Raw genomic sequence first — 14,107 nt, 5'->3', positions numbered from 1 at the left:
CCGTTACTGGCTGTTTGCTGCTGATTCTGCAGGCATTGCATTGACTGGTGCACCTGGGCGGATTTTCTGTAAACCTTCAACAATTAACTTATCGCCACTGTTTAGGCCGTCTGTCACTAACCAATTTGAGCCGACAGTACGATCAGTTTTAAGTACGCGTGCTTCTACGGTATTGTTTTTGCTTACAACCATGGCTGTAGGCTCACCTTTGGTGTTTCTGCTTACGCCACGCTGTGGTGCTAAAATCGCATCACTTTTCACACCTTCAACAATCACTGCACGAACATACATACCAGGCAACAGTAATTTTTCAGGGTTAGGAAATTCAGCACGCAAGGTTACTGAGCCTGTGCTTGGATCAACAGTCACTTCAGAAAATTGCAATGTACCTTTATGTTGATAAGTACTGCCGTCTTCCATCTTTAATTCAACTTTTGAATGTAAAGCGGCATCTTTATCAAGCTCACCCGCAGCAATGGCTTTTTTCAAACGTGTTAGTTCACTGCTTGACTGAGTTAAATCAACATAGATTGGGTCTAATTGAGTAATGGTTGCTAATGCTGTTGCTTGATTAGCACTCACAAGGGCACCGGCAGTGACATCTGATTTACCAATTTGGCCACTAATTGGCGCTAATACTTTGCTGTAGTTTAAATTGATTTCAGCGGTTTTAAGCTGCGCTTGAGCCGTTAGTAAATCAGCTTTTGCACCTTTGTATGCTGCATCAGCTTCGTCGTAATCTTGTTGGCTTACAGCTTTGATACTTAATAGCTCTTTATAGCGCTCTGCTTTTGCCTTGGCATTAGCAATACTGGCTTGAGCTTTAGTAATAGCAGCTTTACTAGTCGCTACTTCAGCTTCAAATGTAGATGGGTCAATCTGATATAAAGCTTGGCCTTTTTCAACCTCAGCACCTTCAACAAACATACGAGACTGAATAATACCGTTAACCTGCGGACGAATTTGCGCAATACGTGAAGCAGCCACACGACCTGGTAATTCTTTAGTTAGTGTAAGTGGTTTACTTTGCATCTCAATAACGCCAACAGGAACAGCTTGAGCTGCCTGCGTTTGCCCTTGAGCCGATTCTGATTGGCCGCAGCCTGATAATAAAACAGCACCAGCCAAAGCTGACAGTGCAAAAAATGGAATGCGAGAGCGCTGCATGTGTAGTTCCTTAGTTTAGAGTGAACGATCATTCTAAACCAAAAAAGGCACAGATCAACCATCTTTAAAGAACTTTACATTAAATAAAATGCTTGCTTTAACGCATGAATTTTGTGCAATAAATAAATTGCTAATTGAATTATTACGAACGTAACTGAGAAAGTTGTTTTAAAACTATTAGTTATGCGAATTGAAGTTATATCAATTCGCAGATTATTCGCCTAAACACATGCCCATAGCGCGGGCACTTGTTATTAAAGGATGTTCTAGAGGGATGACACGATATTCAGAAGTAGCTTCTTTTAAACTGATTGGTTTAATTTCACCGTCTTTACTGACAGGGATAAAACCAAATTGGCCTTGCTTTACTAGCTCAAATGCTTGCACCCCAAACTCTGCTGCAAGCACCCTATCAAACGCATTAGGTGTGCCACCACGTTGAATATGCCCTAATACGGTTACTCTTACATCAAGGTCAAGCGCTACACGTATTTGTGAAGCAAGCTGCTCAGCAATACCACCTAGTACAGGGTTTTCGTAACCGAGTTCATTTGATTGTTTACTAACAACACCACCAGCAACAGGTTTAGCTCCTTCTGAAATGACAATATTGGCAAATCCGTGGCCTTTATCAAAACGTGATGTTAGTTTGGCTTTAATCGCTTCAATATCGTAAGGAATTTCTGGAATAAGCGCGACTTCTGCGCCAGCTGCAATAGCAGAGTGCAAACAAATCCAACCGGCATCGCGTCCCATTACCTCAGTCACAATCACTCGGTTATGACTTTGCGCTGTTGGTATTAATCGATCAATGGCTTCGGTGGCGGTGTCGACAGCAGTCTGAAAACCAATTGTGTAATCAGTGCCATATAAATCATTATCAATGGTTTTTGGTACGCCTACGATATTTAAGCCATGCTCAAATAAATGCTGAGACACTCTGTGCGAACCATCACCACCTATATTTATTACCGCATCAAAACCAAGTTGCTTAATAATACCGATTAACTCATCAGAGCGGTCAATAAACACTTGTTCGCCTGCTATTTCAGCAGGAAAAGCGGTAGGATTCCCTTTATTAACAGTTTCCAGAATTGTTCCACCACGAACATGAATACCAGCCACCACTTCACTGGTTAAGTGTATAATATCGTTTGGCTTTTCAAGCACACCACAGTACGCTCTTCGGCTACCATACACCTGCCAATTGCCATCATGTTCGGCTGCTTTAACCACCGCTCTGATCACCCCATTAAGCCCAGGGCAATCACCCCCACTTGTTAATAGCAGTAATTTTTTCATTGTGTTACCAACTTCGTTCACTGATTAATTAGAGATTAGCTTATATGTTGAACTTTCGCGTATGACTTACATCAACTAAAGTTCGGTTTCTTATGAGTAGAAAAAAGCGCCACAAATAGCACTAGTAGTACATACTTAGGGAAACTAGTCAGTAAAGCGGTGTTATCAATATTTGCAGAAAATGTATTAAAAGCAAAATATAAATGCAATGCTAAAAATGGTGTCAGCAATATAAAATATGAATACGCTTTGTCTTTGAGATACAGCGACTTACTTATTAATAAAAACACCAAAAGTAACGCTAATAATGGAAGACCTAAAGTAACGATATCAACCATTGATAAAGCAAAGTTAGGTGACAAGTCATAAAGGGCTGAAAGTACTTCGGTTGGAATCGCAATAGCCGAGCCATAACCTATGACTGGTATAGATAAATAGGCAAATAAACAGCCAAAAATAAATAAAAGTAGTACGTTATATTTCATAACTCCATTCCATGGTTTGTTCATTATTAGCTTTACGCTAACTAATAATGAACAAATAATCCACTACTTTTTCAGTACCTTAACTGCTAAAAGGTCTTAACTTTAAATGCTAGGTTTTCTACTGCACAGCCTGTACTACTCGTATTTACACGGTAATAACGAGTATTGTCAGTGGCAATTAAGTCCAATAAAAACTCATCGTGCTGGGCTACTGCCTGTTGCTCTTGGGTTAAACACATAGCTTGTACAAGCGAACGTAATTTAGCATCTGAAAAAATAGTGCCAAAACGCTGCATCGGTAGTGGCGGAATTTTAATACTAGGGAGTGCATTATCAACAGTTCGTTTAGCTAGAGTAAAACCATCCTTTGTTACATCAATAACTGCACCAGCAGGCCAATAACTGATTGCTCCGTTATTTTTAGCGTTAGATTTAACATGCACGACACCGCTTTTACCAATCACCGTCATTAGTGCAGTTTCACCAGCTCGAATTGATACAAGGGCGGTGGTCTCATCAATGCCAAAACCATGCTGTTGCCCGGTATCTGCCAGTAATCTTGCCAAACGCATTGTTCTGTTGCGCTCGCTAAAGTGTGTATCAAGAACACCATAAGTAAAGCTGCCAAGCCCACCTTGTTTTTCATAGGTAAGACTATCAGCCGAAAGCTTATCACCGCATTCATTTTCACAGCGCTCACTTGGCGGTGATACCGCAAACGAGCCTTCTCTCATTGCCGCTAAACTTGTACCATTTGAAATCATCGGCACTGTGCCATAGGCATTTTTACCACCACTTTGCACCGCTGTACCTGCGCTTGTGCCAACAAGTAATGGTCTTTGTAAAATTGCCTGAGTCCAAGGATATTGCTTACCGTTATTATCAAACAGTACTTTTCTGGTTAAACTCTGATCGCCACCGTTAAACATAATACCCGTCGCATTTTCAATCAGCTTAACTAAATGATCGACCCCTTTATCACAAAGCGCTTTTTCGGCCTTAGTTCTATCAGGGTAAATTGCCTCACGATTAAAAACGCCCAAAGAGTCAGTACGTAAGGAATCCAAACTGTCACATTGCTTACTGGTAATCGCTTTTGCTAAAGCAGGTGTTAGAGGTAACCAGCTTGATTCTACACCAGTAAAGTTTAATAACCCTTCATAAAAGTCAGCTGATTCATATGGATCTCTGCTTGATGCAGTAACCGCTAAAATTGTTGGTGATTCGGTGCTTGTTTTTAATGAAGCAGCAACAAAATCTAAAATATCATTGGCTGCACGTTCGTTATTATCGCTTGTACTGACCAACTCTTTTTGGCGGGTCGAATCTGTATTTAATACAGCCACTTCAAGTGAGTCTATGACAAAGTTGTATTCTGAATCAGTAAGCTCGTTTAGTAACTTGTTATCTAAATCGCGCCAAGCCCATAAAATATCACTTTTAGTGATCACACCTGACTTTTGACGTGCAATCTGTGCTAATACCTTAAGCGTTTGCTGACGATTTTTTTTGTTCTTGGTTGGCCAATTTGTCTTTATTGCAGATAAAGCATCATTATTTAATCGATATTGATTAGTCTGTTTACCACTAATCTGTTTATTCGAAAGACAATTTTTAGGGCTCATACTTGAGCAGGTGGTCAAAGATCCGCCAATTAAAACCAACGTTTGCTGTTGATCATTTGCATAGACTTTGCTGCCAAATGATGCGAAAAAAAAACTAAATACCAAAGAAAAAGCTGAAGTTTGATATTTAGTCTTTTGCTCCTTAAGGATGTTCATATTGTTACACTCTTGTAAAAAAATATTAGAAAATTGCTTGCGCAGCTTTTTGTTGCTTGCTATAAAAAAAAGGAACATTTAAAAACGCGAGTAAGCTAGCACTGTATCGCTAGCTTTGTCAAAAGACCTTACGGATTGGAATTATGTTGAAAAACGCATTATCGCTTTGCACATATTTCTACTCTCCACACTACCTTTCGGAGTGGTTTGACGAGTAGCCACACCTCACTTCCTGTGAGGGGCTAGTTGTGTCTATAACCCACTGCCCTGTCTAAAAAATTATAACAATTATTCAAAATGTCACGGTTTTGCCGTGTGTTTTTTAAGGCAAAGGTAAATCAATATGTTTCGTCAGTTATCAATTGCTGTAGCAATCAGTGCTGTGCTGTGCCCAGTACAAACTGTGTATGCTCAAAACGACCAACAATCAGAAAAAATTGAACGAGTAGAAGTAACAGGGTCACGAATTAAAGGGGTTGATTTAGAAGGAACCATCCCGCTTACCGTGCTTGACCAAGATGCAATCAAGCGCTCAGGAGCGAACACTATTCATGAATTATTAAAAGATTTATCCGTATTTAAAGGCGGATCCGGTACCTTTTCAACATCTGAAAGTGGTGGTACATCAACCTCAACGCCAGCGGGTCAATCCGCTGCGAGCCTTCGAGGTATGGGGCCATCTGCCACATTAACACTCATTAATGGTAGGCGTGTAGCACCAAGCTCGTTTGCAGCAGGCACTGAGAACTTTGTCGATGTAAACTCAATTCCGCTTGCTGCAATCGAGCGCATTGATATTTTAGCCACTGGCGCATCAGCAATTTATGGTGCTGATGCGGTAGCCGGTGTTATTAACTATATTCTTAAAGATGACTATCAAGGAGCTGAAGTAAACACTTCTTACACCAATAGTTTTGACAGTCATGATGAAGCTAAGAAGCAACTTAACTTAGTCTACGGAACCAATATCGGTGAAAGTAACTTAACGGTATTTGCTGATATTTACGACCGCAATGCCTTTAAAGCGACCGACAGAAGTTATACCGCAACACCTAATCTAGTGAATGGTTACTCATATTTACCGAAACTTGAGAACTCACCAAACATTTATTATTACAGCAGCCGAGATGGCAATGAACTACCAGCCCCAAACTGTAAAACAGAGCTTGTCACGACTGAGTATGGTGAGCAAATTTGTGCTTACTATGCAAACCAAGATGATTACCTAGAAACCCCATTTGAAAGCCTTTCAACTGGCTTTATGTTTAACAGCACCTTAGGTGATTTAGATTGGCATACCGATTTCTTCTATAGCCAAACTAAATCAAAAGCCTATTCATCACCTGCACCAATCAATCAAATAAACGACGATGATGGTCCGTTTATCATAGAAGATGCGCTATTCATTTATGATAACGCTGATGGCAGTAACGACTTAATGGACCAGCTTTATATTGATCCATTTACCACTCAAGCGGGTCGAGAAGTGTATGGCTTTGCATTTGATGCACGTTTTAATTCACCGCGTACAGTTGAAGTTGAAACTAAAAACTTGCGCTTAGTCAGTAGCCTAGCTGGTTACATTGGGGACTGGAGTTGGGAGTCTGGTGTAACATTTTCTCGTTCTAAGTCAGAGCAAGAAGCGATTGATGGTATTTACAACCGCTACCAATTTCATGCTGCAATCACCGGTGAATTATGCTCCGACGGTTCATTAGCTACATTTGATGGAACTCAGCTCAATTGTTCGCAAGGTCAGTTAATGCCATTCTACAACCCTTTTTTACAGGGTGATGCTAATAATGATGCGGTGCTTGAGCTTGCAAAAGCAAACCCTAGTAGAAGTGGTGAAAGTACAGTTTACGGATGGGATTTAAACTTTAATGGCGACTTATTTACATTTAATGAGTTACCCATTTATGCTGCATTTGGTATTGAGGCTCGCCGAGAAGAGTTAAAAGATATTCCGTCTTTAGACTCACAAGCGCGTGCTGAAAATGGTTATTTAGTTGATGTTTTTGGTTTTGGCTCGAGCTTATCAGAAGCAGACCGTACGCAGTACGCTGCATTTGTAGAGTTGAATATGCCAGTTACTGAGCAGCTAGAACTGCAAGTTGCTGGTCGTTACGATCATTACGATAACTTTGGTGGAACGTTTAACCCTAAAGTGGGTTTAAGCTACCGCCCTTCAGATTCTCTGATCATTAGAAGCTCTTGGTCAACGTCGTTTAGAGCACCATCATTAACTCAAGCTGGCGTAAAATTACGGACCACACAATCAAGCTTTGATTGCGGAGCAAATCAGGCTGTTGCAGATTTATACTGTATGGGTGATGGTACAGAAGTCAGTGTTAACAGCCTAGAGCTTGGTAATCAAGCACTCAAAGCCGAGGAATCTGAAGCGCTCAGCATTGGCTTTGCATGGAGTCCATCTGTAAATACCAACCTAACTGTCGATTATTGGCATTTTGATCATGAACAAGTCATCGATACCAATATGACTGCCGTGCTTGATAGAGCAATTACGGACGCGTCTCTTCGTCACTGTGGCTTAGTACCACAAGGACAACAAGGTATTTCCTACGAGCAGCAGCTGTGTGAAGTAACCGATAATGCAGGCCTTAATATCGAAAGTGATGGCGCTAATCTTTCAGAGATCCTAGCAAACTATATAAGTGAGTTTAACCCGCGAGAAGATGAGCTATTCCTGCCACTATTTAGAGATCATGTTATTCCTCTTGAAAATACCGGCACGCAAACCTTAGCGGGTATCGACTTTAAATTTGATCATCGTTTTCGCTTAGCTGAAGGTGATTTAACGTTTGCCCTTGATGGTACACACTATTTAGAGTTTGAGAGAAATAAACCCGGTTCAGATGCTGTAGAAAAACTCATCGGCACTTATCGATATCCAGAAAATATTGGCCGACTGTCTATCGATTGGGAAGCCGAAAATTATTATCTTAACTTAGGTGCCAATTATACCAGTAGCTATGAGGATGATATTGAAGGGCTTCGTGGCCGTGAAATAGACGAGCTAGAAGAACTTGGCGAGCTTAATGATGAGTTAAAGCGTGATGTTGATGACTGGCTAGTATGGGATTTATCAGCCGGATATTTTATCAATGATGCATTATCAATCCGTGCTCGTATCGATAATATCTTTAATAAAGAACCGCCTAAACTATATGGTTCAAGTCGAGGTTTTGATTCTATAAACCATAATGCTTATGGCAGTCGCTATACGTTAAGTTTGAGCTATCGCTTTTAGCAAGGTATGGGCGGCTTAATCGTCGCCCACACTTTTGAGCTTACGTTATCTTAAACTAACGACTCTCAGTATTAATCTTTCTTAGCAAGGGCTACAATACCTTGCTTATCTTATAAACGTCGAATGACATTTAAGTGACTTTATGAAAAACAAACAGTTTGCGATGCCAGATGCGAGCATCATTTTGTTGTGCGTCGCAGTTATCGCCTATTTTGCCAGCCTATTTATAACCCCCGGTGTATTTAATGCCGAAAAAGATAGCCATAGTGTTGAATTATCACAATATCAAACAGCCTCAGATCATACCCCGCCAGCATTATTTGCAGAAGGTGGTGAAATTGGCCTCGCTAATGTCTTATTTGAAGGATTAGTGTCAGGTGATAAGTATGGCGCAGCGATTGGTGTGATGGCGTTTATTTTAATTACTGGCGGTGCGTTTGGGATTATCTTAAAAACCGGTGCGGTAAATAACGGCATCATGGCACTGATCAATAAAACACAACATATTGAGTGGGTATTCATTCCTCTCTTGTTCGTGCTTTTCTCTTTAGGTGGTGCTGTTTTCGGCATGGGTGAGGAAGCCATTGCCTTTTGTATTGTGTTATTCCCGATTATGAAACAACTTGGCTATGACGCAAAAGTAACGGTATTAACAACCTATGTTGCTACACAAATTGGCTTTGCCACCTCATGGATGAACCCGTTCAGCATTGCAATAGCTCAGTCTATAGCTGAAATTCCCGTTTTTTCTGGCGCAGGGTTCAGAATGGTTGCTTGGCTTGTTTTTACTTCATTTGGCCTTGTATTCACTATTCGCTATGCCAACTCTATCAGAGCCACTAAACAACAATCTAACCAACACCAAGACAGTGCAATAAATTTAGATAACGCAGATAAACTAATCTTACTTACTTTTATTGCTGGCATTGTTTGGGTTATTTGGGGCGTGATGGCTAGGCAGTATTATATTCCTGAATTAGCAGCGCAATTCTTTTGCCTAGGGATTGCTTGTGCTGTAATCGCCAGCCTATTTAAAAAACAAACTGCCAATGAAAGCGCAAACGCATTTAAAGAAGGTGCTCAAGAACTGCTACCTGCAGCGCTTTTAGTTGCTCTGGCAAAAGGCGTTATTTTAATACTTGGCGGTAGTGACTTAACCTCGCCTTCAACTCTAAATACCTTGCTGTACTACAGTGCCACCAGCATTTCAGTTGTACCCGACTATATTGCGGCTTGGGGCATGCTATTATTTCAAAGTGTATTTAACTTCTTTGTTTCGTCAGGCTCTGGACAAGCAGCCATAACAATGCCGCTAATGTCACCGCTCGGTGATTTATTAAATATATCACGTCAAATTGTGGTGTTAGCATTTCAGTTGGGTGATGGTTTAACCAATATTTTTATTCCGACTTCTGCTAGTCTCATTGGCTGTTTAGGTATTGTTAAATTAGATTGGAGTGAATGGGCACGTTTTATTTGGCGCTTCACTTTAGCTTTGTTTGGCCTTGCTAGCTGCTTTATTTTTCTCGCACACTTTATTAACTATCAGTAAAAGATTTAATTATGTTAACACTTATAAAAGGCGCAGACGTTTTCGCCCCCTCACCTTTAGGCACTCAAGATGTTCTTATTGCTGGCGGAAAAATAGTTGATATACAGCCTGAAATCACCATCGATACTTATCAGAGGATTACCACAGTCGATGGCACTCATTGTATTTTAGCCCCAGGGTTTGTAGATTCACTCGTTCATATAACTGGCGGAGGCGGCGAAGCTGGCTTTGCAAGCAGAACACCTGAAATGAACCTGACTGATGCAACATTACATGGCACAACAACCGTTATTGCAGCCCTTGGCACTGACTCAAGTAGCCGAACTCATAGTAACCTGATTGCTAAAGCAAAAGAGCTGAAAGAGCTTGGGCTCAACGTGTTTTGTCATTCGGGCTCATATCATTTACCTGCGAAAACACTGACAGGCTCAGTCACCAGCGATTTAATGTACATTGATGAGTTTATTGGTGTGGGTGAAGTTGCTATATCTGATCATCGTAGTAGCCAACCCACGGTGCAACAGCTGGCACAGCTTGCCGCTGAGGCAAAAGTGGCAGGCATGTTAAGTGGTAAAAAAGGCACTGTCAGCATTCATGTTGGCCCTGTTGATACACATTTATCGTTATTACATGAGGTTGATAAGCTAACCGATATTTCGCTGGCACAATTTTACCCAACTCACATGAATCGTAATATCGACTTACTTAATGCTGGGGTAGAGTTTTGTAAAGCCGGTGGCACTATCGATTTTACAACAAGTACAACCGAGTATGACCTTGCTCATGGCGAATACTCTGCCGCACACGCACTCGCTTATTGCCTAGAGAATAAGGTCGACCCAACAAAGCTCACTATGAGCTCTGATGGCCATGCAAGCCTCCCTATTTTTGACAAAAGCTATAATCTGCTTGGCCTTGAAGTCGGTAAAGAGTCCACATTGCATGGCTCGTTTGTAGAAGCAGTGCAAAAGTTTAATGTTTCGATTGAACACGCTTTAATGGCGATTACATCAAACCCTGCACAGATACTGGGTATCAATAAAGGTGTCATTAAGCAAAATGCAGATGCCGATCTTGTGCTACTTAATAAAACAACGCTTGCGCCAACAGAATGCTGGTCAAAGGGTGTTCATATGGTAAGCAAAGGCAAAGCCCTTGTGAAAGGCGCCTTTGAGTAAGGCCGCATCGGCGGCCTAAACAGTATCCGAAATGCGAGTAACGAGTAGTTGCTCGACTTTCACTCCTTCAACATCGACAACTTCAAACTTATAGCCACCAAAATTAATAAACTCAGCGCGTTTAGGCAGGCGTTTCATGGTGTAGATCAAAAACCCTGCGACTGTTTCGTAATGAGATTGCTCAGGGAACTCTTCAATTTCAAGTACCTTAGCAAGCTCAACCACAGGTGTTAAACCATCGACCAGCCAAGATGAATTATCACGTTGAATAATTAACTCTTCGCCTTGATGGCTAATTAAATCCCCCATAAAGCCTTTCATTAAATCTTTGACAGTGACAATACCTACCATGAGTGCATACTCGTTAACCACAACGGCAAATGGTTCAGCCGCTTTTTTGAATGTGTTTAAAGCTTCAGACAAACTCAATGTTTCTGGAAGATAAAAAATATCTTGGCTTATCAATTCATTATCAATTTCGGCGCTTTGCCCTTTAAGCACTTTGCGCAAAATATCTTTTGATTCAACTGAACCTATTAATTTATCTAAATTACCATCACAGACTAAAAAGTGGTTATGTGGATGTTCGATAATTTTGGTCGCCACTTCTTGAGCATCAGCTTTAACATCAAAATAGACAATTTGATCACGAGGAGTCATTACACTCGATAAAAAACGCGCTTCTAAATCGAATACATTGCCAATTAACTCATATTCTTGTTGCTGTAAGCTACCGTACTCTGCCCCTGCATCCATCATCGCCACAATGTCTTCTGTCGTAACAATGTCTTCTCGTTCAGCGGGTACTTTAAACGCGCGCAAAATCAGGTTGGTAATTCCATTAAAGAAAACGACAAAGGGTGTTAACGCAAAAGTTACCCAGCGCATTATAGAAACCACATTAACTGCAACGGCTTCCGGCATAATCATTGCTAACCGTTTAGGTAATAAGTCAGCAAATAGAATAAACAAAGAGGTAATACTCAAAAACGAAATCAAAAAGCTGATTTGGCTTAGTAAAGGTCCTTGATAAATCATACCTAAGATTTGTTCGATATAAGGCGATAATGCTTGCTCACCAACAATACCACCCAAAATGGCAATTGCATTTAGGGCAATTTGTATCATGGCAAAGAAAGCACCAGGTTGCTCTTGCAACGCCAGCACCGCTTGGGCTTTAGAACTCCCCTCGTCCACCATTACTCGTAATTTAATCTTGCGTGATGCTGCTATTGCAATTTCGCTCATAGCAAACAACGCACTGATCAGAATTAAAATAATAATAATGAGTAAGTCACTCATTGTAACTCCTAACAATTAAACGCATTCAGGGTGTTGAATGCAAACAACTTTTTGCTCGTTTTGCTAGCTAGAGTTTGGCGAGAATGGACAAAAAGCAGCTGATTATAGCCGCTTTATTACAATCAACAAGTGCTATTTTTAATCGTAATCAGCAAAGGCTTTACTTAACTTCTCAAGCCATGCAGTGTTCATATTTTTATTACAAGCAAAATATAAGTCAGGATTAACAACTGGAATACTAAACACTGGTTTTAGTGAGTTGAGTGTAGAGTCTTTTTGTAATTCAAAATCAAATTGTTGATCACTTAAAACGACTAAATCTATGCTCGTTCGACGACTTTTTAACACATCATAAATATTGTCAAAACTATCAAGTAATATCAGCTGATTTGTTTCATCAAAGCCATGTTCTTTTAAGAAAATATGAGAGTAATTATCTTTTAGCACCGCAATACGGTATTGCTTAGCTTGTTGTAAATTACTAATTGAAATTTGCTGAAAATTAAACGAATAAAATGAAGCAGAGAAACGTCCAAGTTTTGACAACCAGATAAAATCACGCTCCCTAGCAGGTAATCTAGCTATTGAGAATATACATGTATTTTCATCTCTAAGAGCCGCATTGTAAGAAACAGACCAAGGGTTCACAGAAATTTCATAGTTGATGTTACTTTGCTTGAGCGATGTTAGTACTTTATCAACTACAGTCCCCACTAACTCACCATTCTCATCTTGATACTGTAACTGCGGTAAATTTTCAGTGACCACTGTAATTGCAGAGAATACAGGTAAAGACACTAGTAAACAAAGTAAGATAAAGAGCTTATGCATAATCGCTATACCGGAAATTATAATTATTTTTTATACAAATATAGCGCGAGGTGATGAAATTTGAAATGTAAAACAGAAATAAACAATTAGCGGAAACTAAGTTTCCGCTAATCTTGCAAAATGAATTACTTATTCATTGCACCAATCAAAAATGCAGAGATTTTAGCACCTTCTCTGAGTGTCGTTTCAGAACTTGTTTGGCCGATTAGTGAGCTGTCGGTGAATGGCGCGATTTCCATCATATCAGCACCTGTAATTGGGAACTCGTCAGCCAATGCAACAAGAATGTCTAATGCATGCTGAGGTGTTAAGCCACCTGCTTCTGGTGTTCCTGTCGCTGAAGCAAAGCTTTCATCAAGCGCATCAATATCAAAGCTCACATAAAGCTCATCAACATTATCTGCTTTAAGCTGTGCAATCACTTCTTCAGCAACTGCTTTAGAGCCACGTTCGATGATTTCGTGGGCCCAATGTTGTTTAACACCAAACGTGTCTTCCCAATGTTGCTTAGGCTTACCACTAGAGCGGATACCAAATTGAATTAGGTTACGTGGCGCTGGTAAGTACTCAAGAATATGTGTACACCAAGAACCAAAGCATAAATCAATACCAAGACGCTCTACTAATAAATCTGTATGAGCATCAAAGTGAATGATTGCAGTGCGTTTGCCAGCATCACGTTTTGCTTTTAAGTAAGCTTTAGTTAGCGGGTAGCTAATTGAGTGGTCGCCACCGATACCAAAAATACCCTTATCAGGGTAGTTCGCATAAAAGCCGTCACAGACATCTTCAGTGATAGACAAAGGTGATACATGGTATTCACTGTTTTCATCAGCATATAACGCTTTTTGGCAGTTTGTGATGGTCGCATCGTTAAGGTATTTATCATGCAGTAAATGTGGGATCACACGCACATCACCTAAATCAAAAGCGCGTGCTTGCGGTTGTTGATCAATCAAGGTAGAGCGTAAAAAAAGAGGTCCCCAGTTAGCACCACGTAATATACCACCGCCGCAGTCAGAGCTAATACCTAAAATAACGGCTTTGTGCTCAGACTCTGCCAATGTTTCAAGTGACTCTTTCCAAAGCACATCAACATTGTCTGTTTGACCGTATAATTTAGTACGCAACGCATCTTTACGCTCTTTTGCTGTATTTACTGTAAATACACCATCGCCAGGAGGACAAAGACACTGACTTAGTTTTTCGTGGAATGCTTTTTGTGTGTTACTCATCTC

Annotated in this window: 10 protein-coding genes; 3 read left to right on the top strand and 7 right to left on the bottom strand. The window is 40.5% G+C overall.

Annotation, left to right across the window (positions count from 1 at the left end):
* Positions 1 to 3 precede the first annotated feature (3 nt).
* The 4 genes from AOG27_RS06375 to AOG27_RS06360 form a co-directional block, all read right to left on the bottom strand.
* Positions 4 to 1,167 (bottom strand): efflux RND transporter periplasmic adaptor subunit, encoded by a 1,164-nt coding sequence (locus AOG27_RS06375; RefSeq protein ID WP_054552174.1) that lies wholly within the window; start codon positions 1,165 to 1,167, stop codon positions 4 to 6.
* A 213-nt stretch (positions 1,168 to 1,380) separates the two neighbouring features.
* Positions 1,381 to 2,469, bottom strand: a complete 1,089-nt coding sequence (locus AOG27_RS06370; RefSeq protein ID WP_054552173.1) for a 6-phosphofructokinase — start codon at positions 2,467 to 2,469, stop codon at positions 1,381 to 1,383.
* A gap of 71 nt (positions 2,470 to 2,540) precedes the next feature.
* Positions 2,541 to 2,954, bottom strand: coding sequence for a hypothetical protein (locus AOG27_RS06365; RefSeq protein ID WP_054552172.1), 414 nt, complete (start codon positions 2,952 to 2,954; stop codon positions 2,541 to 2,543).
* An 86-nt stretch (positions 2,955 to 3,040) separates the two neighbouring features.
* The gene (locus AOG27_RS06360; protein ID WP_054552238.1) at positions 3,041 to 4,735 is read right to left on the bottom strand and encodes a cyanophycinase; all 1,695 of its coding nucleotides are present in this window, start codon (positions 4,733 to 4,735) and stop codon (positions 3,041 to 3,043) included.
* Between the two features lie 343 nt (positions 4,736 to 5,078).
* On the opposite strand from AOG27_RS06360, the gene AOG27_RS06355 reads away from it, so the two are divergent.
* The 3 genes from AOG27_RS06355 to iadA all read left to right on the top strand — a co-directional run bounded on the left by AOG27_RS06355 (position 5,079) and on the right by iadA (position 10,736).
* Positions 5,079 to 8,006: a TonB-dependent receptor domain-containing protein gene (locus AOG27_RS06355; protein ID WP_054552171.1), complete on the top strand. Its 2,928-nt coding sequence runs from the start codon at positions 5,079 to 5,081 to the stop codon at positions 8,004 to 8,006.
* 142 nt (positions 8,007 to 8,148) lie between these two features.
* The gene (gene yfcC, locus AOG27_RS06350; RefSeq protein ID WP_054552170.1) at positions 8,149 to 9,558 is read left to right on the top strand and encodes a putative basic amino acid antiporter YfcC; all 1,410 of its coding nucleotides are present in this window, start codon (positions 8,149 to 8,151) and stop codon (positions 9,556 to 9,558) included.
* A gap of 11 nt (positions 9,559 to 9,569) precedes the next feature.
* Entirely contained in the window at positions 9,570 to 10,736 is a 1,167-nt protein-coding gene (iadA, locus tag AOG27_RS06345) for a beta-aspartyl-peptidase (protein ID WP_054552169.1), read from the top strand.
* A 15-nt stretch (positions 10,737 to 10,751) separates the two neighbouring features.
* Here the strand turns inward: iadA and AOG27_RS06340 are convergent, their stop codons facing one another.
* The 3 genes from AOG27_RS06340 to AOG27_RS06330 form a co-directional block, all read right to left on the bottom strand.
* Positions 10,752 to 12,038: a hemolysin family protein gene (locus AOG27_RS06340; protein ID WP_054552168.1), complete on the bottom strand. Its 1,287-nt coding sequence runs from the start codon at positions 12,036 to 12,038 to the stop codon at positions 10,752 to 10,754.
* 138 nt (positions 12,039 to 12,176) lie between these two features.
* Positions 12,177 to 12,869, bottom strand: a complete 693-nt coding sequence (locus AOG27_RS06335) for a substrate-binding periplasmic protein (protein WP_054552167.1) — start codon at positions 12,867 to 12,869, stop codon at positions 12,177 to 12,179.
* Between the two features lie 125 nt (positions 12,870 to 12,994).
* Positions 12,995 to 14,104, bottom strand: coding sequence for an arginase family protein (locus AOG27_RS06330; RefSeq protein WP_054552166.1), 1,110 nt, complete (start codon positions 14,102 to 14,104; stop codon positions 12,995 to 12,997).
* Positions 14,105 to 14,107 lie beyond the last annotated feature (3 nt).

Source organism: Pseudoalteromonas lipolytica, from assembly GCF_001306915.1.
In the GTDB taxonomy this organism is placed as follows: Bacteria; Pseudomonadota; Gammaproteobacteria; order Enterobacterales; family Alteromonadaceae; genus Pseudoalteromonas; species Pseudoalteromonas simplex.
The sequence above is the reverse complement of the archived record's forward strand: the minus strand, read 5'-3'. Positions and strand labels throughout refer to the sequence as shown.